Origin of the sequence: Paraburkholderia dipogonis (assembly GCF_046027395.1) — a bacterium.
GTDB classification, from domain to species: Bacteria; Pseudomonadota; Gammaproteobacteria; order Burkholderiales; family Burkholderiaceae; genus Paraburkholderia; species Paraburkholderia dipogonis_A.
In genome coordinates, this window is record NZ_JAQQEG010000037.1 from 39193 (window position 1) to 62460 (window position 23268).

19 protein-coding genes are annotated in these 23268 nt (G+C 63.3%); 10 read left to right on the plus strand and 9 right to left on the minus strand.

Annotated features, from left to right (window positions below; translation table 11 throughout):
* Positions 1–66 precede the first annotated feature (66 nt).
* From minD to PQR32_RS31280, 3 genes are all read left to right on the plus strand, one after another.
* On the plus strand, positions 67–882 hold the full coding sequence (gene minD, locus PQR32_RS31270) for a septum site-determining protein MinD (RefSeq protein ID WP_063495093.1): 816 nt from the start codon (positions 67–69) through the stop codon (positions 880–882).
* Between the two features lie 14 nt (positions 883–896).
* Positions 897–1151, plus strand: coding sequence for a cell division topological specificity factor MinE (gene minE / locus PQR32_RS31275; RefSeq protein WP_091796304.1), 255 nt, complete (start codon positions 897–899; stop codon positions 1149–1151).
* Positions 1152–1455: 304 nt separating this feature from the next.
* Positions 1456–1767: a hypothetical protein gene (locus PQR32_RS31280; RefSeq protein WP_408236262.1), complete on the plus strand. Its 312-nt coding sequence runs from the start codon at positions 1456–1458 to the stop codon at positions 1765–1767.
* A gap of 248 nt (positions 1768–2015) precedes the next feature.
* On the opposite strand, the gene PQR32_RS31285 is transcribed toward PQR32_RS31280, so the two are convergent.
* Positions 2016–3596 (minus strand): chloride channel protein, encoded by a 1581-nt coding sequence (locus PQR32_RS31285; protein ID WP_408236265.1) that lies wholly within the window; start codon positions 3594–3596, stop codon positions 2016–2018.
* Positions 3597–3808: 212 nt separating this feature from the next.
* On the opposite strand from PQR32_RS31285, the gene waaC reads away from it, so the two are divergent.
* Positions 3809–4813 (plus strand): lipopolysaccharide heptosyltransferase I, encoded by a 1005-nt coding sequence (gene waaC / locus PQR32_RS31290; RefSeq protein ID WP_408236268.1) that lies wholly within the window; start codon positions 3809–3811, stop codon positions 4811–4813.
* A gap of 714 nt (positions 4814–5527) precedes the next feature.
* On the plus strand, positions 5528–5665 hold the full coding sequence (locus PQR32_RS31295; RefSeq protein WP_408236271.1) for a hypothetical protein: 138 nt from the start codon (positions 5528–5530) through the stop codon (positions 5663–5665).
* Positions 5666–5719: 54 nt separating this feature from the next.
* On the opposite strand, the gene PQR32_RS31300 is transcribed toward PQR32_RS31295, so the two are convergent.
* The 5 genes from PQR32_RS31300 to PQR32_RS31320 form a co-directional block, all read right to left on the minus strand.
* A complete protein-coding gene (locus PQR32_RS31300; protein WP_408236274.1) occupies positions 5720–5899 on the minus strand; it encodes a hypothetical protein in 180 nt (59 codons plus the stop codon).
* A 220-nt stretch (positions 5900–6119) separates the two neighbouring features.
* Positions 6120–7427, minus strand: a complete 1308-nt coding sequence (locus tag PQR32_RS31305; protein ID WP_408236277.1) for an MFS transporter — start codon at positions 7425–7427, stop codon at positions 6120–6122.
* 483 nt (positions 7428–7910) lie between these two features.
* On the minus strand, positions 7911–8363 hold the full coding sequence (tolA, locus tag PQR32_RS31310; RefSeq protein ID WP_408236280.1) for a cell envelope integrity protein TolA: 453 nt from the start codon (positions 8361–8363) through the stop codon (positions 7911–7913).
* Between the two features lie 457 nt (positions 8364–8820).
* The gene (gene argH / locus PQR32_RS31315) at positions 8821–10227 is read right to left on the minus strand and encodes an argininosuccinate lyase (RefSeq protein ID WP_408180662.1); all 1407 of its coding nucleotides are present in this window, start codon (positions 10225–10227) and stop codon (positions 8821–8823) included.
* Between the two features lie 298 nt (positions 10228–10525).
* Positions 10526–11338 (minus strand): helix-turn-helix transcriptional regulator, encoded by an 813-nt coding sequence (locus PQR32_RS31320; RefSeq protein ID WP_408236283.1) that lies wholly within the window; start codon positions 11336–11338, stop codon positions 10526–10528.
* A gap of 152 nt (positions 11339–11490) precedes the next feature.
* Between PQR32_RS31320 and PQR32_RS31325 the strand changes: the two genes are divergently transcribed.
* Together PQR32_RS31325 and PQR32_RS31330 are read left to right on the plus strand one after the other, a co-directional pair.
* The gene (locus PQR32_RS31325) at positions 11491–12243 is read left to right on the plus strand and encodes a class I SAM-dependent methyltransferase (RefSeq protein ID WP_408236286.1); all 753 of its coding nucleotides are present in this window, start codon (positions 11491–11493) and stop codon (positions 12241–12243) included.
* A gap of 113 nt (positions 12244–12356) precedes the next feature.
* Positions 12357–12734 carry a hypothetical protein gene (locus tag PQR32_RS31330; protein WP_408236289.1) on the plus strand — a complete coding sequence of 126 codons (378 nt, stop codon included), beginning with the start codon at positions 12357–12359 and terminating at the stop codon, positions 12732–12734.
* A gap of 45 nt (positions 12735–12779) precedes the next feature.
* Here the strand turns inward: PQR32_RS31330 and ppc are convergent, their stop codons facing one another.
* Positions 12780–15980, minus strand: coding sequence for a phosphoenolpyruvate carboxylase (gene ppc, locus PQR32_RS31335; protein WP_408236292.1), 3201 nt, complete (start codon positions 15978–15980; stop codon positions 12780–12782).
* Between the two features lie 401 nt (positions 15981–16381).
* Between ppc and hemC the strand changes: the two genes are divergently transcribed.
* The 3 genes from hemC to PQR32_RS31350 are packed head-to-tail and all read left to right on the plus strand — an operon-like array spanning position 16382 to position 20621.
* Positions 16382–17410, plus strand: coding sequence for a hydroxymethylbilane synthase (hemC, locus tag PQR32_RS31340; protein ID WP_408236295.1), 1029 nt, complete (start codon positions 16382–16384; stop codon positions 17408–17410).
* On the plus strand, positions 17410–19428 hold the full coding sequence (hemDX, locus tag PQR32_RS31345; RefSeq protein ID WP_408236298.1) for a fused uroporphyrinogen-III synthase HemD/membrane protein HemX: 2019 nt from the start codon (positions 17410–17412) through the stop codon (positions 19426–19428). Before hemC ends, hemDX begins: the two co-directional genes overlap by 1 nt.
* 2 nt (positions 19429–19430) lie before the next feature.
* The gene (locus tag PQR32_RS31350; RefSeq protein WP_408236301.1) at positions 19431–20621 is read left to right on the plus strand and encodes a heme biosynthesis protein HemY; all 1191 of its coding nucleotides are present in this window, start codon (positions 19431–19433) and stop codon (positions 20619–20621) included.
* A gap of 153 nt (positions 20622–20774) precedes the next feature.
* On the opposite strand, the gene PQR32_RS31355 is transcribed toward PQR32_RS31350, so the two are convergent.
* Both PQR32_RS31355 and PQR32_RS31360 read right to left on the minus strand, forming a co-directional pair.
* Complete coding sequence (locus tag PQR32_RS31355; protein ID WP_408236304.1) at positions 20775–21242, minus strand: hypothetical protein; 468 nt, start codon at positions 21240–21242, stop codon at positions 20775–20777.
* A gap of 593 nt (positions 21243–21835) precedes the next feature.
* Positions 21836–23254 carry a hypothetical protein gene (locus PQR32_RS31360; protein WP_408236307.1) on the minus strand — a complete coding sequence of 473 codons (1419 nt, stop codon included), beginning with the start codon at positions 23252–23254 and terminating at the stop codon, positions 21836–21838.
* Positions 23255–23268 lie beyond the last annotated feature (14 nt).

Consider the following 23268-nt stretch of genomic DNA (forward strand, 5'->3'; position numbering starts at 1 on the left):
CGCTGCGTTTCATGGCAAATATGGCCGCACATAATTGACGAATTTGACGAACACAAGGTAAGGGTAATGGCAAAAATCATTGTGGTGACTTCGGGCAAGGGTGGCGTGGGCAAGACGACCACGAGCGCGAGTTTTGCATCGGCCCTCGCTCTGCGTGGCAGCAAAACCGCCGTGATCGACTTCGACGTCGGCCTGCGTAACCTCGACCTCATCATGGGTTGTGAACGCCGCGTGGTGTATGACCTGATCAATGTGATCCAGGGCGAAGCCAATCTGAACCAGGCGCTCATCAAGGACAAGAAGTGCGAGAACCTGTTCATCCTGCCGGCCTCGCAGACGCGTGACAAAGACGCGCTGACCATGGAAGGCGTCGAGAAGGTCATCAACGATCTGATCGCGATGGACTTCGAATTCATCGTCTGCGATTCGCCGGCCGGTATCGAATCGGGCGCGCTGCTCGCCATGCATTTCGCCGACGAAGCGCTGATCGTGACGAATCCGGAAGTCTCGTCGGTGCGTGACTCGGACCGCATCCTCGGCATTCTGTCGTCGAAGACCAAGCGCGCGATCGAAAGCAAGGAGCCCATCAAGGAACACCTGCTGATCACCCGCTACAACCCCAAGCGCGTCAGCGAAGGCGAAATGCTGTCGCTCACCGACATTCAGGAAATCCTGCGCATCGATCTGATCGGCGTGATTCCGGAATCGGAAGCGGTGCTGCACGCATCGAACCAGGGCTTGCCGGCGGTGCATCTGGACGGCACCGATGTGGCCGAAGCCTATAAGGACGTCGTGTCGCGTTTCCTCGGCGAGCAGAAGTCGCTTCGCTTTACCGACTACCAGAAGCCCGGGCTGCTGCAGCGCCTCTTCGGCACCAAGTAAGGGGAGCGCACGTAATGTCGATTCTTTCGTTTTTGCTGGGCGAGAAGAAGAAGTCCGCGTCGGTAGCGAAGGAACGCCTGCAGTTGATCATCGCGCATGAGCGCGCCGGCGGCCATGCGCCTGCCGATTACCTGCCTGCGTTGCAACGCGAACTGGTGGCCGTGATCTCGAAGTACGTGAAGATTTCCAATGACGATATTCGCGTGAGTCTCGAACGTCAGGACGATCTCGAAGTGCTCGAGGTCAAGATCGAAATACCGCAGGCCTGATCGCTTAGGGTCTGTTTCCTCTCGCGGCCGGTTTCTGATGACGTGCTGCGCGCTTCGCTGCGTTGCGTCGAGATGACGTGATGCAGTGTGGCGCGAGTGCGCGCCGCTCTGTTGTACCTCTTCGTTGTTCCCATTTCCTTGGTGTTCGTGCGCGCGTGCATGGGCTTTCTCGCGCGTCGGCCGTGCGTCGAAATAATCCGTTGCACTTCAGCGTGCGGCGTTACACGCCCGCAGTCAGCCGCTTCGTTCCCTCGCGCATTAAACGGGTAACGCCGCCTTCGGTGTTCACCTACAGAGGGAAAACATGAACAAGACCTTTCGTTTGCTGCTTGCCAACACTGTATTGATCGCTGCTGGCGCAGCCGCTGTGGCATCGGCTTCGGCCGCGGAAGTCGTCGTGATCGCGCCGTCCGCGCCGCCGCCGGTGCGCTATGAAGCCGTGCCCGCGCCGCGCGTCGGCTACGTGTGGGATCACGGTCATTGGCGCTGGGATCACGGCCGCTATGTGTGGGTCGGCGGTCACTGGCAGGCCGAACGTGTCGGCTATCACTGGGTGCCGGGCCACTGGGTCGCGCACGGTCCGAACTATCACTGGGTTCAGGGTCACTGGGCGTAACGCCACGGGCTCAGACCGTACGCGGCACCGCGTGGTGAATACCGCGCGTGCCGCTCCTTCCATTTCGATAAGCACAGACAAACGCAGGCGCCGCGCACCCACTCGGCGTGGCGCTCGCCTGCGCGCGCTTCAGGAAACGTTGTGATGAAAAGGAATCTGCTTCTGATCGCCGTGCTGGCGGTCATGCTGGCCGGCTGTGTCGTCGTGCCGGCGCGGCCGGTGTATCTGCGCGCGCCGGCCATCGTCGTCTACTGACGCGGTGTGCCGCCGTCGGCGTCTTCGGCGGGCGGCTCGCCATCGACTCGCGCAGCGGCAGCCGGGCCGGGCGAGTTGACTTGCGGAGCGTTGCCACCGGCGTATTCAGCAGGCGGCTCGCTGCCGGCGTTCTCTACAACCGGAGCGGGCGCGTCGACTTGCGGAGCGCCACCACCGGCATCTGCGGTGGGCGGCTCGCTGTCAACTTGCACAGCGGCCGGATCCGGCGCGTCGACTTCCGGCACTTCCGGTGTCGGCGCGGGCGCGGGTTGCGGCAACGGTGCCATATAGCGCGCCGCCAGCGACTCATACAGCGGCGGCGCGAACAGGCGCGACACGCGGCTTGAAATCAACGCAGTGGCCATCAGCGAGATCACCAATGCGTGGCCGTTGATCATCTCCATCACGATCACGAACGAGGTGATCGGCGATTGCGTGACAGCGGCCAGATAGCCGACCATGCCGAGCGCGATCAGCATCGGCAGATCCATCGAGCCGAATACTCTGTGCAGCAGATTGCCGAAACCCGCGCCGATCGACAGCGACGGCGCGAAGATGCCGCCCGGAATGCCCGGCAGATACGAGCCGACCATCGAGATCAGTTTCATGAACGGATAGAACACGGACAACTGCTCGTGCCCGTCGAGCAAGCCGCGCGCTTCCGCGTAGCCGCTGCCGAAAGTTGTGCCGCCCGAAATCAGGCCGACCACCGCGATCACCAGACCGCACAGCGCGGCGAACGCGACCGGCCGCTCGCTATGCAACTGACGCAGCGGCGCCGGAATCCAGCGCGCGGTATTCAGCAGCAGCCAGCCGAACAAACCGCCCGCAAGGCCGGTGACGATCGCCGTGAGCAGCACCGCGAGCGCCAGCACATTAGGAAAGTGCGCGCCGATCTGAATGGTGCCGAAATAGGTGTAGTTGCCATTCACGCCGAGCGCGATCACGCCCGCGATGATGATCGCGGTGATCAGCACGCCGCTCGCGCGCGCCTCGAAGCTGCGCGTCAATTCCTCGATCGCGAAGACGATGCCGGCGAGCGGGGTATTGAACGCCGCGGACAGACCCGCCGCCGCGCCGGCCAGCACCAGTTGCCGTTCGATCAGCGCGTTCGAGCGTGGATAGAGCCGGCGCAGATTGAACATCAGCGCGGCGCCGACCTGCACGGTCGGCCCTTCGCGGCCGATCGTGAGGCCGCCGAGAATCGCCAGAAACGACACAACGATTTTGCCGAACAGAATTCGAAAAGACAGCAGCCGCGCGCCGTATTCGCTGGGTCTCGAGTGAAGGGTGGCGATGACCTGCGGAATGCCGCTGCCTTCGGCGCCGCGGAAGAATTTACGCGTGAGCCAGACCGCAAGCGCCGCGATCGCGGGCGTGATGATCAAGGGCGCCCACACATGCTGTTGCTGCACGGAGCGGAACTCGTTGTAGCCCCAATCGATGAGTCTCGCGTACAGCACCGCGACGAGCCCAACCGCAATCGCGCCGAGCCAGAAGATGCCGTATTGGCGCCAGAGTCGTCTCGCGCGTCGAACGATGGCGGAAGATCGGAGCGGGATGGGCCGGGACATGAGCGAAGGCTGGCGCAAAAGGGAGCAGTATAAGGCGCACCGGCCCATAAACCGGTGTGAAAGTACTTTGAAATGGTGTAAAAGGGCTGCGTGAAAGGGGCTGGACGTCACCCGTCGTGTGAATGACCCATAGACGCGCTGCCTCGTTTGGCAATGATTATTCCATTCGTCGGCTAAAATGCTGTGATGTTCGAACAACTGACAGGTCCTCAATGAAGCGCGTCCTTATCGTCAAGGTCACTTCGCTCGGCGATATCGTGCAGGCCCTGCCGGTGGTCGCCGATATCAAACGCGCCTTTCCTGGCGTTCAGGTGGACTGGGCCGCCGACGAAGCATTCGCCGAAGTGGTGCACTGGAGCGAGAACGTGGACCGCGTGCTGTGCGCGCCGTTGCGCCGCTTCAAGAAAGCGCGCCGCTGGGCCGATTTCAAATCGATCTGGGCGTCCATCGCCGAATTGCGCGCCTATCGCTACGATTTCATCATCGACATTCAAGGCGTGTACAAGAGCGCGATCATTGCGTTTCTGGCGCGCTCGTCGCGGCGCATCGGCTACCAGGCCCCGGATCTGGGCGAGCAGGGCGCCGCGTTCGCATATACCGGGCGATTCGGCCCGCGTCCGAAATGCAATGCGTGGCATGGCATGCGCATCAGCGCGGGCGAGGCGCTGGGCTATGAAATAGAAGGCCCGGCTGTCTTCAATCTGCGGCTGCCGGAGCCGGCCACGCTTCCGTTCGAGTCGAACGGCGCCCCGGTCGCGGCGTTCTTTCACGCCACCTCGAAAGACGACAAGAAATGGCCGGTGAGCCATTGGGTGGCGATCGGCCTGGAGCTGGCGCAGCGCGGTTTTCAACTGGTGCTGCCGTGGGGCTCGGAAGGCGAGCGGCTCGAAGCGGAGCAGATCGCGTCGCAACTGCCGGGCGCGACCGTCCTGCCGAAACTGAGCGTGACGGAGATCGCGCAGATGATCGACGCGTGCTCGCTCGTGGTCGGCACCGACACGGGCTTCGTCCATCTCGCGCACGCGCTGCAGAAGCGCACTGTGATGATCTTCGTGGCGACGCCGCCGTCGCATTTCGGCATCGAATCGCCGTTCCGCTCCATTTCCATCGGCGACGGCCAGTCTGTGCCGCCCATCAGCGCCGCGCTCGAGGCGATCGACTACGTCCACACCGAGGCGCATGACGTCGCCGTGCAGCACGGGTCCGCTGCCGTCTGAGCGCGCTTTCGCGCGGTGCGGTCGTGCGCAATCGTTTGCTCGAAAAGAAAAGAGGCGTGACGCGCAGTCCGCTCAAGCAAATGAGCGCTGCCTCGTAACGCCTCCGAAAACGCCCGTGTCGGGGAACAGCGGGCGGAGAGGAATCGTTGCAAACAACACATCCGGGTACGCACTGAGCGGTGACCACACACACGCGCCCAGTGTCGACGCGACGACCGCCGCGTGGCGGCCGGCCGGGTTCATCTCTGGTTCATCTGTCGGGTATGGGAGCGAATGTCCGCACGGTTTCGTGCAGCACTTCGGCTTCCCCACAGCCGCCGATCCAAAAAGGCGTCGCGCATTACACGCCTGTTAAATGTGTCGCTTTTCGTTGAGTGCCTAATTGACTACTTGCGCATTTTTCACGTCGCCAAAGGCGCCGGCGCGGTGCGCGCATTCGTATGCACGTTATCCGGCAGCTTCACCTTGCGCCGCCTATGCGCCGCCAGCAAGGCACGCGCCGGACCGACACGTTCAAACCAGTATAGGCGGTGTTTTCCTCTGATGTGAATTCGTCGTGAGCGCGCGCCGGGCGCAGTGTATGGCGCGCGTCGATCATGTAACACCGTCGTGATCTTCCCTTACAAATGGCAACGCTCGCGCAAGGCGCCGTCGTGTTCAATCGAGTCATTCGGGGTTTCGGCTCGAATGACTCTGACTCGATGGAGAACAAATATGAAACGCTTAATCCTGAGCCTGATCGCAGGCACGCTACTCGCAACGGCACTCGGCGGCTGCATCGTCGCACCGGCACCCGGCTACTACGGCGGCGGCGGTGGTTACTACCATCACGGCGGCTATTACTACCGGTAATCGTCCGGGCTGAGCGCCGCGGCGCCCGTCATGGCGCTGCGGCATCCGCCCGCGTCAGGCCAGCAACATTTCGTACGCGACGACCGCGGCGATGGCAGCGGCATTCGCCGCCAGCGCTTCCACGACGATGCCTTTCCATGTCGCCGGCCGAAAGCGCAATGCAAGCAACAGCGAACATAGCAGCGCCAGCGCAATGATCATCACGACATCCGCGTTGTGAAGATGAACGTTCATCCGTGCCTCCCTGCTACTCATAGGGTTATTTGAGTCGAGTATAGGCATGTCAAAAAGACGCGCAAGGCAGGGAATTTACTCAGGAATGCTCGGCAAGCGGGGGGCGTGAAGCGGCGGGGAGGCGGGGGAGCTGGCCGATGCCGCCGCGGCGTGAGAATCGCGCGCCGGGCGGCATCGAGCGAAGAGCGAAGAGTAAAGGCGCCGATATCGGCGCCTCTCGTTACATCAGTTGTGTGTTGCGCGTTTCCCGCATGCACAGCACGCCGATCATGCTGACGGCCGCGGCGATCGACACATACGCGCCGACCCACGGCAGCCCGCCACGCGCGGCGAGCATCTGGGCGATATACGGCGCGACGGACGCGCCGAGAATCCCACCGAGGTTATACGCCACGCCCGCGCCGGTGTAGCGCACGTTGGTCGGGAACAGCTCCGGCAGCAGCGCGCCCATCGGCGCGAAGGTCACGCCCATCAGGAACAGTTCGATGACGAGGAACAGCAGCACCAGCGACGTTTGTCCGCTGCCGAGCAGCGGCGCCATCGTGAAGCCCGACAGGATCGCCGCGATGATGCCGACGATCAGCACCGGCTTGCGCCCATAGCGGTCGCTTGCCCAGGCCGACAGCGGCGTGGCGAGCGCCATGAACACCACCGCGATGCACAGCAGGCCGAGGAACGTCGGCCGCGGAATATGCAGCACGGAGACGCCGTACGACAGCGAAAACGTGGTGGCGTTGTAGAACAGCGTGTAGCAGACCACCATCGCGAGCGCGCCGAGCAAAGTCGGCAGCCAGTGTTGCGACAGCAGCGTGGCGATCGGCACCTTCACGCGTTCCTGACGGTCGATCGCCGCCTGGAACGCCGGCGTCTCGGCGATTTTCAGGCGCACGTACAAGCCGAGCGCGACCAGCACGGCGCTCACGAGAAACGGCACGCGCCAGCCCCAGCTGCGGAATTGCTCGTCGCTCAAGGACAGCGCCAGCGCGAAGAACAGGCCGTTGGAAGCCAGAAAGCCGATCGACGGCCCGAGCTGCGGGAACATGCCGAACCAGCCGCGTTTGCCGGCCGGCGCGTTCTCGGTGGCGAGCAGCGCGGCGCCGCCCCATTCGCCGCCCAGACCGATGCCCTGGCCAAAGCGCAAGATGCACAACAGGATCGGTGCGAGGCTGCCGATCGAGTCGTAGCCGGGCACGAAGCCGATCAGCGTGGTGGACAGTCCCATCACCAGCAGCGACGCCACCAGCGTGGATTTACGGCCGATCCGGTCACCGAAGTGGCCGAACAGGAACGAGCCGATCGGCCGCGCGACGAAAGCGATGCCGAACGTGACGAAGGCCGACAACGCCTGCGCCGTCGCCGAGCCATGCGGGAAAAACACCGGTCCGATGACGAGCGCCGCGGCGGTCGCATAGACGTAGAAATCGTAGAACTCGATCGCGGTGCCGATAAAGCTCGCGAAGATGATCCGCGAACTCTTGTTCTGCCCGGCCGCATTGGGCTGGGCCGCGGAAATCGGCGAAGTGGACATGCAGGGTCTCCAGGTATCGTGATGCCGCCGGGCGCCCGGTTCGTGAGCCGGTGGTGCGCGTAGGTGGGCGGCGTCTTTGGTCAGGTTCGTGCGCCTCGCTTCGCTCGCGGACCGGTGGGCGGCCACGCACGGCGCGGGCGACGATGCGACAGCTTACAACGGCAGCCGGCGAAAGCGTTCCAACCAGGCGAATAACCCAGGCGGGACGCTTGAAGCGAGCAAGGTAAGGCGGCCGGTGCGGTGCGAGGCCTTGATGATTTGCGATCAGGGCGACAGCGCGCGCATCGTGCATCAAGCAGGCGGCGCTCGCGGATAGCGCGGCGGCGCTGCAATCGGGCTCTTGCCGCGCCGGCGGGTGAGCAGGCGGCGTGAGCCATGCCGGAAGGCTCCGGCGCAGGGAATTGGAAAATTATAACGAGCGCGGCCGCGCCGCAGCAAGGCGGCGCCGGGTTTGCCGCGTGCGTTGCACGAAACGAACCGCGTTCAATCGATGGTTTGCGCTTGCGGCGAGGCCAACTCGCGAAGCTGGAATTTGCCGTCGTCGTTGAAAAGCCAGTCTTCGAATAGCTCGAGCTGGCCACGGCCGTTCAGCAATTTACCGGGCGGTTGCGGCAGCGGTGCGGCGCGCCGCAAGGTGGCGAGCGCGGTGCTCTCGGCTTCGTCGTCGCCGTTGGTGCGATACACCGACGACTCCAGCACGTGGCCGTTGCGATCCACCGTGAACGACACCACCACCAGCGAGCGCAGCATCGCTTGAGGCTTGCCACGCAACACATAAGACGGATTGCGTTCGATGATGCGCCGGGCAACGGCATCGCGGTATTGATCGAGCGTCGCGCTGTTGATGGCGGCCGCGGGCGTCGGCACCCTGGCGCGCGGCGGTGGCGTGATGGTGCAGCCCGCCATGCCGATGACCAACCCGACGGCGAGCAGCATACCGCGCACATGAGCAGGCCATGCGCCGACGCTGCGAACACGGCGTCCGTTGCGATGGCGAAGGTGACGCGTGCGAGAGAACATGGTCAGGGAAACCGCAATGACAGAGCCTAATTTGATGGTAGTCAAAAACCGCCAGGAAGCAATTGGCGTTCGCCCGCTGTATGTGGCCCAACCGTCTGTAATAGGCTGAAATATGAGCGAATTGGTGCGCGGCGAAAACACGCCTACACTTTGATGGCCTCTTTCGAGAGGCATCGGTGGAAGTCTTTCATTTAGCCCGCTTCGCGCGGGCTTTTTCTTTTTTGCGGCGTGGTTCACGCGGGCACGTGCGGCGCAAAAAACAAAAGGCGAACCCGACAACGAGTTCGCCTTTCTGTCCGCAAGCCGCAAGCCGCAAGTAAGAGACAAGCAAGCGATGAGCGTGATGCCTGCTCAACGCATGCCGCGCGGCCGTTTATTTCAGCGCTTCACGTGCCGCCTTCACCGCCGCAAGCACCTGCTCCGGCGCCGTGCCGCCCGGATGATTGCGGCTCGCCACCGAGCCTTCCAGCGTCAGATACGAGAACACGTCCTCGCCGATCAGATGCGCGACGTTCGGCAGTTCCTTGCGCATTTCGTCGAGCGTCAGATCCGCCAGATCGCAGCCGCGATCCGCGCACACGCGCACGGCCAGCGCCACCGCTTCGTGCGCATCGCGGAACGGCAGGCCGCGCTTGACCAGGTAGTCGGCCAGATCGGTAGCCGTGGAGAAGCCTTGCAGCGCAGCGTCGCGCATAGCTTGCGGCTTCACCGAAATACCGGCGACCATTTCAGCGAAGATGCGCAACGTATCCGCGACCGTATCGACGGTGTCGAACAGCGGCTCCTTGTCTTCCTGATTGTCCTTGTTGTAAGCGAGCGGCTGGCCTTTCATCAGCGTCAGCAGTGCGATCAGATGGCCGTTCACACGGCCGGTCTTGCCGCGCGCGAGTTCTGGCACGTCCGGGTTCTTCTTCTGCGGCATGATCGACGAACCCGTGCAGAAGCGGTCGGCCAGGTCGATGAAGCCGACACGCGGGCTCATCCACAGCACGAGCTCTTCGGAGAAGCGCGAGATGTGCGTCATTACGAGTGCCGACGCTGCCGTGAATTCGATTGCGAAGTCGCGGTCGGACACCGCGTCCAGCGAGTTCGCGCAGATGCCGTCGAAGCCGAGCGTCTTCGCCACCGCGTGACGGTCGATCGGATAGCTCGTCCCGGCGAGCGCCGCCGCGCCGAGCGGCAGACGGTTCACGCGCTTGCGGCAATCGATCATGCGCTCGGCGTCGCGTGAAAACATTTCGACGTAAGCGAGCAGGTGGTGGCCGAACGTGACCGGCTGTGCCACTTGCAAGTGCGTGAAGCCCGGCATGATGGTCGAGGCGTTCTTCTCGGCCATATCGAGCAGCGCTGTGCGCAATTCAGTCAGCAAACCGCCGATCCGGTCGATCTCGCCGCGCAGCCACAAGCGGATATCCGTCGCGACCTGGTCGTTACGCGAGCGGCCGGTGTGCAGGCGCTTGCCCGCGTCGCCGATCAGCGCGGTCAGGCGCGCTTCGATATTCAGGTGCACGTCTTCCAGATCGAGTTGCCACTCGAACTCGCCTCGCTCGATTTCGCCCTTGATCTGCGCCATGCCGCGCTGGATCGCGGCGAGGTCGTCGGCGGCGATGATCTTCTGCGCGGCCAGCATCGAGGCGTGCGCGAGCGACCCTTCGATATCGACGAGCGCCAGACGCTTGTCGAAGAAAACCGACGACGTGTAGCGTTTGACGAGCTCCGACATCGGCTCCGAGAAGCGAGCCGACCAGGCTTCGCCTTTTTTGTGCAGTTGGGACGTCATGGTGTTGGGCAGTTAAGCGGCAGTTGAGCGAGCGGTGAGGAGGCTGACGACGCGAATGCACGTGCCGTGCAAAGGTGCCGTCGAAGCGAGGAAAGACAGGGATTTTAACACTGGGCGCGGGCCGGAAAGACTCGGCAGGCTTTCAAGTGCCGTACGCGACACAGCCGAAGTTCGCACGCGCAACTTGCGCGAACACGGGCGGCGCCGCGCCGGCATGGCCCCTGTCGGGCGATACGGATGGCGGCTGGGGCGCGCACGTCGAGTGCGTGTGACGCCAAGGCCGTCGCCCCGCCGACGCCTACTCGCGCACCAGCACCACCAGCTTCAGATCCTCGCGATGCGCGGGTTTGAACGTGATCTGGTCGTACACGATGCGGCCGTCGCGCGGATGGTTGAACTCGCGCCGTCCGCCTTCACGGCCCCCCACGTCCTGCGACGCCCAGAAGCGCGCGAATGCGTCGCTCGCGGCGGTCAGCGAGTCGATCAGCGCGCGGGTGGGCGCGTCGTTCAGATGGCGGATCGAGTCGGCGCGGAATTCGGCGGCAAGCCGTCGCGCACGCGTTTCCCAATCGACGATCAGATCGCGCGCGGCCGGTTCGGTGAAGGTGTAGCGCAGCAGATTGCGGTCGTGCGTGCCGTCCAGCCAGCCGACGAACAGGTCCGAGGCGCGCTCATTCCATGCGAGCGCATTCCACTGGCGGTCGAGCACATAGGCCGGCGCGCTCACGAGTTGCACGGTTTCCAGCAGGGTGGCGGGCGCATCGGCGGCGGCCGGATCGGGCTCCGCCGGGTCGCGCTGGGCGGCCAGTTCGAACAGATAGGCCCGCTCGGCGCGTGACAGTTGCAACGCGACCGCGATGCGCGCGAGCGCGTCGGCGGAAGCGGAGACCGGGCGCCCCTGCTCGATCCACGTGTACCAGGTCGGACTCACGCCGCACAGTTGCGCGACTTCCTCGCGCCGCAATCCGGGCGTGCGGCGGCGTGGACCCGGCGGCAAGCCGACCGCCTGCGGCGAAAGCCGCTCACGGTGAGCGCGGATGAAGTCGCCGAGCGCGCGAGCCGGGGTGGCGTCGAGCGGCGGCGGGTTGTCGGCGGAAGACGGCGTGGTCATTCTGTTCGGCGCAGGTGGACGAAGTGGAGGGAGGTAATAGAGATACCAGAATAATTGCTTAACTTGTACTGGTACACAGCCGGCTCTATTGTAGCGGCTGGAATGGCACAACGCCTTCCTGCGCTACCCCGAATACATAACCGGAGCCTCCCATGAAGCATCACGATCAGGTCGCCGCCGCCTTCGGCACGACCGCCGCCGCCTATTTGACGAGCCCGACCCATGCCACCGGCGCCGATCTGCGGACGCTGGCCGAATCGATCGCGATGACGCCGGATGCGACGGTGCTCGACATGGGTTGCGGTGCAGGCCACGCGAGTTTCGCGGTTGCGCCGCACGCGAAAGCGGTAGTGGCCTACGACATCGCGCCGCAAATGCTGGCGACCGTGGAAGGCGCCGCGAAGGAGCGCGGTCTCGCCAACATCCGTACGCAACAGGGCGCCGCCGAAGTATTGCCGTTCGACGCTCATTCGTTCGACTGGGTGATCAGCCGGATGAGCGCGCATCACTGGCACGACGTTCCGCTCGCGCTCGCCGAAGTGCGGCGTGTGCTGAAGCCGGGCGGCAAGGTGTTGTTCATCGATATCGCCGGCAGCGATCATCCATTGCTCGACACGCATATTCAGGCCATCGAGTTATTGCGCGACGGCTCGCATATTCGCGATTACCGCGTCGACGAGTGGCTCGCGTTATTTGCCACGGCCGGGTTCAAGGCGTCGATTCGCGAGCGTTGGCGCATCGACATCGAGTTCGGCTCGTGGGTGGCGCGCATGCGCACGCCGGAACCGCGTGTGGTGGCGATCCGCTCGATGTGGGCGAATTCGCCGGATGAAGTCCGTCAATACTTCGACGTGCAGCAAGACGGCTCATTCAAGCTCGACGCGTTGATGATTGAGGCGGCTTGAGACATGTCCTAAGAACATTGAGTTCTGTGACGCTTTCGACCGTACATCCCAAAATAAATGCACGGAAACGCCGTGATATTCTCCGGATTGCTTAGCAAGCCGGAGCTATCGCAATGCTGAAACGAAAGGTTCGAACCGCATTTGTTGGCCTCTCGGTGGCAACGCTGTTGCCGTGCGCCATGGCCGAAACCAATCAGGAGTTCTATAGCCGCAATGGCACGACATTGCCACGCGCGATTGCCTCCTATCCGGGTGGCGTGCCGTACGGCGTTTCCTCGGATCCGCGGTCGGCGCAGTATGGTTTCAAACCGCCCAGCATCACGGAAGGGAGTTCGGCGGTGACGTCGGCACAAGAAGCGCGCGGGAATTTCGACCGGCGAGTCACGGCGGAACTGGAGGCATACGACCAGGTAAGGCGCACGCGTGACAAACCCGAAATCAGGTTCAATATTGCCCCGCGAGAAATGCCGAAGCCGGTCACGGCGAAGTAATCCGGGACCGGCTTCGATTTCGGTGCAACCTTTGCTGGCAGCGGCTTAGCCCGTATTGCGCAAGCCCGCCGCAATCCCGTTGATGCTCAAATGAATCCCGCGCCGCACGCGCGCGTTGGTGTCGCCCGCGCGGTGACGCTTGAGCAGCTCCACCTGCAAGTGGTTCAGCGGATCGAGATACGGGAAGCGGTTCTTGATCGAACGCGCGAGCAGCGGATTCTCCGCGAGCCGCTCACTCTTGCCCGTGATCTCCGACAACACCTTCGACGTGCGCTCCCATTCCGCTACGATCCGCTCGAACACGTGCTTGCGCAGTTTCTTGTCGGACACGAGCGCGGCGTAACGCGAGGCGACCGCGAGGTCGGTCTTCGCCAGCACCATGTCCATGTTCGACAGCAGGTTCGAGAAGAACGGCCACGTCTTGTGCATTTTCTTCAGCAGCGCGAGACGGCGCGTGCGCTCGGCGTCGCTCGGCGCGCTGTCCAGATGCGCGGCCACCGCGCTGCCGAAACCGTACCAGCCGGTCAGCAGCAAACGGCATTGGCCCCACGAGAAGCCCCACGGAATCGCGCGCAGATCTTCGATCTTGCGTTGCTTCGGATCCTGCAGTTTGCGCGACGCCGGCCGGCTGCCGATGTTCAATTCGGCGATCTCCGCGATCGGCGTCGACTCGAAGAAGTACTCCTTGAAGCCCGGCGTTTCGTAGACCAGCGCGCGGTAGGACGCCATCGCCGCGTCGGACAACTGCTGCATCGTCTCTTCGAACGCGGGCAGTTGCGCCGGCGCAATGCCGTGCGGCAGCAACGATGCTTCGAGCGTGGCGGCGACCACCGTCTCCAGATTGCGCCGGCCGATCTCCGGATTGCCGAACTTGCTCGCGATCACTTCGCCTTGCTCGGTCAAACGAATCTGGCCGTCGACGGTGCCCGGCGGCTGCGACAGAATCGCCTGATAGGTCGGACCGCCCCCACGGCCCACGGTGCCTCCGCGTCCATGGAACAGACGCAGCGTCACGCCGCGTTCGTTGAAGAGCGATACGAGCGCGAGTTCGGCGCGGTACAACTCCCAGTTCGACGTAAGGAAGCCGCCGTCCTTGTTGCTGTCCGAATAGCCGAGCATGACTTCCTGCTCGTTGCCCTGATGTTCGATCAGCGCGTCGACGCCCGGCAGCGCGATCAGATCGCGCATGATGTGCGGCGCGTTGCGCAAGTCGGGGATCGTTTCGAACAACGGGATCACCATCAGCCCTGCTTGCGCCGGATCGTTCGCATCGCCCAGACGTCCGTGCAGCAGGCCGGTTTCCTTTTGCAGCAACATCACTTCGACCAGATCGCTCACGGTTTCCGTGTGCGAGATGATGTAGTTGCGCACCGCGCGTGCGCCGAATTTCTCACGCGTGATGCGCGCTTCTTCGAGCACACCGAGCTCGCTTTTCACGAGATCGGAGTACTCCGCGTACGGCAGACGCAACGGACGCGGCTGCGCCAGTTCGGCGAGCAGCACCTTGAGCTTTTCTTCTTCCGTGAGTGCCGCGTAGTCGTCCTCGACGCCCGCGCGCTTGAGCAGTTCTGCGATCACCGCTTCGTGGATGTCGGAGCTCTGGCGCAAGTCGATGCTCGCCAGATGGAAGCCGAACACTTCGGCGGCGCGCGCGAGCGGCGACAGACGCGGTGCGGCGAGCGGCGCGCCATGATGTTCGGCGAGCGAATCGATCAGCACGTGCAGATCGCGCTCGAATTCGGACGAGTCGGCATACGGCTTGGCGCGTATCGGCGCCGCGCCGCGGCCCGCGCTGCGCACCGGCACGCTGCCTTCGCCGAGGCGCACGCGTGCGCTTGCCGCGAGCCGCGTGTACATGCCGATCAAGGCGCGGCGATACGGCTCGTCGGTCCGATGCGGCGACTGGTCGGGCGAGGCGGCGGCGAGTTCCTTCAGGGCGTCGCTGGCGCCGGCCAGCAGGTTCGACACCGACAACTCGGCGCCGAGCTTGTGCACCTGCTCCATGTAGTGCTCGAAGATCACCGCGGCCTGGCGGGTGATCGCGTTTTCGAGCGTTTCGGCTGTGACGTTGGGATTGCCGTCGCGGTCGCCGCCGATCCAGCTGCCCATCTGGAAGAACGGCGGCAGGCGCGCGTCGATGCCGTGCTCGGTGAGCGCTTCTTCGATATCGGCGTAGAGCGCCGGGATTTCTTCGAGGAAGGTGGCGCGGTAGTACGACAGCGCGTTTTCGATTTCGTCGGCCACGGAGAGGCGCGAGTCGCGCAGCATGCGCGTTTGCCACAGCGACGTGACGCGGGCGCGCAGCATCGCTTCGTTGTGCGCGCGTTCGCGGTCGGTCAACTGTTGATCGCGTTCGGCGAGCAGACGTGCGACGTCGTGCTGCGCATCGAGAATGCTCTTGCGCTGCACTTCGGTCGGGTGAGCGGTGAGCACCGGCACGATCAACGCGTCGTTGAAGAACTGCTGCAGGACGGGCGTAGCGGCCGCGTTGGCTTCGACGAGACGCTCCAGCGCATGGGCAATCGTGCCCGGTTGCGAGGTCGACCCGGCCAGCGCGTGAATCCGGTGGCGGCGATTGCGGTGGCGGTCTTCAGCAATGTTCGCGAGATGCGAAAAGTAGCTGAACGCGCGCACCACGCTGACCGTTTGCTCCGGGCTCAGCGAGCGCAGTTTCTTGTCGAGCGTTTGCGCGGCGGCGCTGTCGTCTTCGCGGCGAAAGCGCACGGCGGTCTGACGGATCGTTTCGACGACGTCGAACACCGCGTCGCCTTCCTGCTCGCGCAGCACGTCGCCGAGCAGGCGTCCGAGATAGCGGATGTCCCGGAACAGCGGATGGTCTTTGTCCTCGCGCGTGCGGCCATTGTTCTTCGGCGCGGAAGCGGAAGCGGGCGAAGACGGTTCCGCCGACACAGCCTGCAACGTCGGCGCTTGCGGCGCGTCGGCAATGACCTTGATCTTCGCGGAGCCGCCCTTGGCGGTTTTTTGCGCCTTGGCCGATGCGGCTTGCGTCGTCTTATCCGTTTTGACTGCCTTCACGGCTTTGTCCGTCTTGACGGGCGTGGAGGTTTTGGCGGCCTTGCCGGCTTTGGCGGCGTGAGCAGCCTGAGCGGGTTTGCCGGCGCGTTTGGCCGATGTCGGCCCAGCAGCGGCGGCGGCAGAGGCGGCGGGCTTGGCGGCGTCGGCCGCGCGAGCGTTGGGCGATGCAGTGTTGCGGCGGGCAGGGCGCGCCGATCCGGAAGACGTCACGATGGGTTTCCTCAGGGAAGCCAGGGTCTGTTGAGTGATGAACTGCTACTGCGGAACTGCACTATGAACTGCAACGTGAACTGCGCGAAACGGTATGCGCCGATGGCGATACGCCTGAGAGGAGACTGTGCGCCTGAACGGTGCCGTGCATCCGCACGACACTCGCTCGAGGCACCTGCGGCACCTGAGCGACGTCAGGCCGCATTGCATCATCCCGCATGCGGCGGCCCGGTGCGCGAACGACCGTGCGTGAACAGGCTGGGATGGGGCAGGCGCGCGCCGCGCGAAGCCCGTCTCCTCCATCGATACCGCTTCAGCACGGCGCCCCGCCACGTCTTGAGACGCAAGGGCGCGTGCTAACATTGTTCGTTATTACATCCCGTCATTCGATCAGCAAGCTAATGAACACCGAGACGTTTTCCACGCCACCCCACACGCTTGTGATTGCGTCGCGAGAGAGCCGCCTGGCCATGTGGCAAGCGGAGCATGTGCGATGTGCGCTGCACAAATTATATCCATCTTGTGACGTAAAAATCCTCGGAATGACAACACGTGGCGATCAAATTCTCGATCGCACTTTGTCGAAGGTTGGTGGTAAGGGCCTCTTCGTGAAGGAACTGGAAGCCGCGCTCGCCGATGGCCGCGCCGACCTCGCCGTGCATTCGCTCAAAGACGTGCCGATGGAATTGCCCGAAGGCTTTGCGCTGTCCACCATCATGGAGCGCGAAGATCCGCGCGACGCGCTGGTCTCCAATGATTACGATTCGCTCGCGGCACTGCCGGCCGGTGCCGTGGTCGGCACTTCCAGCCTGCGCCGTGAGGCCATGCTGCGCATGCGTTATCCGCATCTCGAAGTGCGGCCGTTGCGCGGCAATCTGGACACGCGGCTGTCGAAACTCGATCGCGGCGATTACGCGGCGATCATTCTGGCCGCAGCCGGTCTGAAGCGTCTGGGTCTGGGCGAGCGCATCCGCGCGTTGCTCGATCCCGAAGACAGCCTGCCCGCGGCGGGCCAAGGCGCGCTCGGCATCGAGATTCGCGCGGATCGCGCGGACCTCGCGGCATGGCTCGCACCGTTGCATCACGACCACACGGCGGCCGCCGTCGAAGCGGAGCGCATGGTCTCGCGCGCGCTCGGCGGCAGTTGCGAAGTGCCGCTCGCCGCGTATGCAACTTGGCGCGACGGCGCGCTGCATCTGCGCGGCATCGTCGCCACGCCCGACGGGCAGCGCGTGTTGAGCGCACAGGCGTCGGCGCCCGCGCCCAGCGTCGAACGCGCCATTGCGCTCGGCCAGGAAGTGGCGAGCGCGCTCGAGCAGCAGGGGGCGATGGAGATCGTTCGCGCGCTCAGCACCGCCGGCGGTCCCGCCGCTGCGAAGCAGGGCACGGCGGAAGACGGCGCGGCGGACAGCGCGGCGTCCGGCGAGTGATGGCGGCCGATATCCCCGGCAACACATCCCCATCCGTCGACAAGGCGGCGTTCACGGTCGTGATTACGCGACCGGCCGGTCAGTCGAACGAACTGATCGCACGACTCGCCGCGGCCGGCCTCGCCACGCTCGACTTTCCGCTGATCGACATCGCGCCCGTCACCGACGACGCGCCGTTGCGCGCCGCGTTGGCCTCGCTCGAACGCTATGCGCTCGTCGTGTTCGTGTCGCCGAATGCCGTCGATCACGCCTTCGCTCAGAGCGACGCGATCTGGCCGCATGCGCTGCCGATCGGCGTCGTCGGACCGGGCAGTGTGCAGGCGTTGGCGCGCCATGGCGTCGCGGCGCCGGCGTACAACGTGATCAGCCCGCCGTCCGGCGCGGATGAAGAAACCGCGCGCTTCGATTCCGAAGGCCTCTTCGCGGCGATCGAGACCGCGCTCGGCGCAACGAGCCTCGAAGGCAAGCGCGTGCTGATCGTGCGCGGCGACGGCGGCCGCGAGTGGCTGGCCGAGCGTCTGCGCGAAGCCGGCGCCGAAGTCGACGCGGTCGCGGCCTACCGGCGCCTCGTGCCGGAACCATCGATCGGCGGCTGGGCGCGCGTGCACGCGTTGCTCGCAGGCGTGCCGCACGTGTGGCTGCTCACCAGTTCCGAAGGCGTGCGCAATCTGCACGAACTGGCGCAAGACCACCTCACCGCCGACGAAATTGTGCAGCTCAAACGCGCCACGCTCGTCACGCCGCATCCCCGTATCGCGCAGACCGCGCGGGCATTGGGTTTTGATAGCATTACGGTGTCCGGCGCGGGCGACGAGCGCATTGCCCGCGCGCTGATTGCCGCCGTCCCGCCCGTAGTCCAACCGGTATCGTCCAACCCGGCTCATTCACCGGCTAAATCACGCATGACTGAAACGAACGCATCCACGAACGCTTCACCCCAGCCGGCCGCGACCACTGCGTTGCCGCCGAATCAACCCTTCACGCCCTACGAAGCGCAAAAGCGCCATAGCGCGAGCGGACCGCTGCTGTGGTTTGTCGTCGTGATCATTGCTTGCGCCGCGGGCGTGGGCGGCTATGCGCTCAATCGCAAGGTGGAGCGCACGGAGCAGCAGATCGTGCAGCGCCAGCAAGCCAACGACGCGCAGACCAACGAGCTGCGCATCAAGACGGATCAGGCGCTCGCTACCGTGCATCAGTCGGACTCGCAGGTCGCGCAACTCGAAGGCAAGCTTGCCGATTCGCAAGCCGGGCAGCAGGCGCTGCAACAGCAGTACGCGGATCTCGCGCGCAATCGCGACGACTGGACGCTCGCCGAAGTCGGCCAGATGCTCTCCGCCGCCAGCCAGCAGTTGCAGCTCACCGGCAACACGCAGCTCGCGCTGTTCGCGCTGCAAAGCGCCGACACGCGTCTCGCCGCCTCGGACAGTCCGCAAGCGGTGACCGTGCGCAAGGCCATCGCGCAGGACATCGACAAACTCAAGGCCGCGCCTTCCACCGATCTCACGGGCATGGCGATCAAGCTCGACAACGCGATCGACCAGGTCGACGAGCTGCCGCTCTCGGGCGAAGCACCGATCGCCCACGCCACGCCCCAAGCCGCGACCTGGGCCGACACGGCCAAGGTGGCCGCGGCGACCGGCGAGCCGCGCTGGAAGGTGTGGTGGCGTGAAGTGAGCACCGGCATAGGCCAGCAGTTGACGAGCCTCGTGCAGGTGCGCCGGATCGACAACGCCGACGCGATGCTGGTCACGCCCGATCAGGGCTACTTCGTGCGTGAGAATCTCAAGCTGCGTTTGCTGTCGGCGCGTCTCGCCTTGCTCTCGCGCAACGAGACCACGCTGAAGTCCGACTTGAAGGCGGCGGAGAATGCGCTGACGCGTTACTTCGACAACTCGTCGAAGAAGACGCAAACCGTTTCCGATCTCGTCAGGCAGGTGGAGGCGGGCTCGGCCGCGGTTGAACTGCCGAACCTGAACACGAGCCTGCAGGCCGTCAATCAATACCGGAGCCGAGGTTAATCATGGCGATCCGGGGACTTCTATGGCTTGCATTGCTGTTCGCCATCGCAGTGGTGCTGGCGGTGGTCGGACGCTTCGACATGGGGCAGGTGCTGCTGATCTATCCACCGTACCGCGTCGATATTTCGTTGAATCTGTTCGTGGTTGGACTGGTGGTGCTGTTCATCCTGATGTATGCACTGCTGCGCATCTTCCGCAATATCTGGCGCATGCCGCAACGTGTGGCCGCTTATCGCGCGCGCTCGCGTGTCGCGAAAGCGCATGCGGCGCTGCGTGACGCGATCGGCAACCTGTACGCCGGGCGTTTCTCGCGTGCTGAGAAGGCCGCCAAAGATGCGCTCGCGAATGGCGACAACAAGGGCGCGGCCGGTTTGATCGCGGCTACGGCGGCGCATCGTATGCATGAATATGCGCGGCGCGACGAGTGGCTCGCGCAGATCAACGAGGCCGACTGGCAGGACGCACGCCTGATGGCCACCGCCGACATGCGCGCCGACGGCCGTGACGCGGACGGCGCGCTGACCGCGCTGACCCAAATGCAATCACAGGGCGGCCGGCGCATTCACGCGCAGCAGATCATGTTGCGCGCGCAACAGCAATTGAAGAACTGGGGCGAAGTGCTCAAGCTCGTCAAGACGCTGGAAAAGCGTGAGGCGATTCATCCGGCGGTGGCGGTGCGTTTGCGCCAGCTCGCGGCGGAAAACCTGCTGCGTGACCGGCGTCACAATGCCGATGCGCTGCTGGAGCTGTGGAATTCGTTGTCGGCGACCGAGCGTCATTCGCCGCGGCTCGCGGATCTCGCTGCGGAGTTGCTGGTGGCGCTGAATCGTCCGCAGGAAGCGCGCAAGATCGTCGAGGAAGCGCTCGCGCAGAACTGGGACGCGCGCTTGCTGCGTCGCTATCCGGATACGGCGGGCGGCGACGCGTTGCCGTTGATTCAGAAGGCCGAAGCGTGGCAGAAGGATCGTCCGGAAGATGCGGACTTGATGTTCGCGCTGGGTCGCTTGTGTCTGCATCAGCAGTTATGGGGCAAGGCGCAATCGTTCCTTGAACGTGCGCTGAAGCTCGCGGACAACGAGACGCTGAAGATTCGCTCGCATCGCGCGTTGGCGCGTTTGCATGAACAACTCGGCGATGCGGATAAGGCGAGCCAGCATTATCGTGAAAGTGCGTTGGCGATGAATATCGTTTGAGGGTTTTTTTGAGCGGCGCGTGTGTGATTCTTGGTGTGCTGCTTTGAGAGCTTGAAATTGCTGGTTGATGAGTTGATGGCCGCGGCGGATGCTGCGGCCATTTTTTATTCGTGCTTCCTGCTGTGCCTGTTCTGTGGTGCTTGATTTGAACGCTTAGTGCGGTGCAGTGGACGGTTGTTGCACGGTAGTGGAGGACAACCTGATCATCGCGCTTTTCGTGGACGGTTTTTTGCGGGGCAAAGCGTTTGCTTCTTCGATAGGCGCTTTTGCTCTCCGCGACGCTTCAGCCAGCAGGTTCGTCGCATGTTGCGCCGTGAGGCGGCTGCGCGGGATGCCCTTCGCGTCGAGTGCAATCACCTGGAACAACTCGCGGTCGCATTCGAGTTCCTGCTGATACTGCTCGGCCGTGTCCACTAGCAATTCGAGCAGCGTCCGGTGACGCTTTCTTTCGTCGCGTGTAATCGCAGGATTTCTAACTATCGATGACGCAAGTGTGATCAAAGTGTCCAGTTGACCCACCTGCCGGGCGCATAAATCGAACGCGGAAAGGGCAAGCTTTTCGTACTGAAGTGCGTCGACTGGCGGACGCGAAGCCGGTTGATTTTTGACGGACTTGGTCATGGTGCGATCTCCCTGTTGCTTCTTTGGATCGCCCGGACACCGGCTTGCTAGGGAAGGGGTGAGCGGGCACGTGGCGGGGTTAATGGAATGGACGCCCCCTCTTCTGCGATACGGATATGCCAAAGTAGGGATCTCAAGCGTTAGCGCGAAGGAGAGCATCATGAAGATCGCGACCATTGGCCTTGACCTTGCCAAGAACGTTTTCCAGGTCCACGGCAGACCGGCGTTCCAACAATCCGGCGAGCCTTGCGGCTCTCCCACCACGACCCGCCCATAGAAAATGAACGTGCAGAAGTAGACGCACGACCTGCCTGGGCAAGTTGCGGTTACTGGGATCGCGCAGCACGGTCCGGAACGCCTTGAGAGTGAGAGCAGCAAGATGGCCAGGCCGCCTGCAGTCGCGGCTGCCTTCTGGAAACGTGTGGATCAGATGGTAAGCCGGTCAGCGCGTACGCAACACGGAGTCATCATGGCATCGGTCGACTGTATGGCGTTCAATCCAGACAGGTCGAAGTTCTGCGGGTGCGGCACGCGCGCAAGCAGGGCTGACTATGCAGCAGGCGCCCGGCGCGCGCTCTCCCGGCATCTCGATATCAAGCGACCGACATCGCGTGAAGCACCATATCCTTGACCCAAGCGGACTCGATCACCTTTCTGCTGGAGTTTCCGGCACTCGGCTTGACGCCGTGCCAGATCATGATGCCTTTGGGCTGATGGTAGCCCGTACCGGGGTCCCGGAATATCTTCGATATGCCCAACTCGGACAGCCGGATTTCCGTGTTCGGCTGACCCTCATGAAGAAGGATGATCAACTCGCTATCCAGGACGGACTTCGGCTCGCCCAACCCAAGGTTGACCGAGGGCCCTTCCTGACACGCACGGAACCACATCGATTTTCCTTCGTGATCGCGAAGCCGATCCGTCCGTTCGATGAACTCCCTGGCATGGTCGCTCGACTCGAATTCGAAATTGAAATCGGGCTGCATGGCGAGATTCGCCTTGAAGGGATGGTGGAATCCTATCGCGGCTGCGAGTTTCTTTGCGTCGTTCAGGCGAAGCTCACCGTGATACGGAGGACGCTGTATTGCCTCTTGCCCCATCGACGACAAAATCAGAAGGGAGCCACCATCCTGTTTGGTTATTTTTGCGAGGCGGCCGATTTGCTCGTCTGCAATATCCATCGCAGCGAGAACGGTTTCGCTCTTGAACTTGTCGCTCGCGGAGAGATTCTGCTGCCTGAAATCTTCGGGAAAGACATAGCGCCAATACCTATGCATTGCACCCGCAACGTGATTGGTAAAGAAAGTCGAGAATTCGGGCTTTGTTTTCTTGTAGGCATTCAGAAAAACGTCGAATGCGAGCGGCGCCTGCATCAGCGGCCGGCGTGCCCGATATTCCTCGTTTTTACGTTCGTTCCTGAGATGAGTGGCGAGTTTGACAAAGGTCACCGGGCGAACGCCGATAAACGGCAGTTTCATCGCATCGGTGACGAGTCTTCCGTCCATCTTTACGTCTCTGGCGATGGCGGCATCCGATTCCGTTTGTCGCAGGTTTATCTTTTGAAATACCGAATACTCTGCCGGATAGGTTTCCGGGGTTCGCGCGAAGGTATCAGGAACATAGAAGCTGTATTTTCCCGTTTGCGGCACCGGATAAGATTGAAGACTGCCGAAAACACCGACCCGATATCCGCGTTTCGAGAGCACTTCCCAGATTGGCGGAAACTCACTGGCGTGGGCCAGATCCTGATTAATGAACCGGATATTGTGCTGCCCGTTATAGACACCTCGATGCACCGTCGGCCAGGTAGACCAAGGGTGCAACTCGCCCTGGTCATGCGTAATCGTCGTATATGACAAGGACGCAGGCAGGATTTTGGCCAGATTCGAATTCGGCCGTTGCTTGACATACCAGTCTACGATTCGCCAGGGTACCTCATTCAATTCGTAGACGATAAGCGGAAGGTGTCCGCGGACACTCGCGAGTTCGGAAAAATCGAGTTTTTTAGGCATACGTCTCCCCTTGC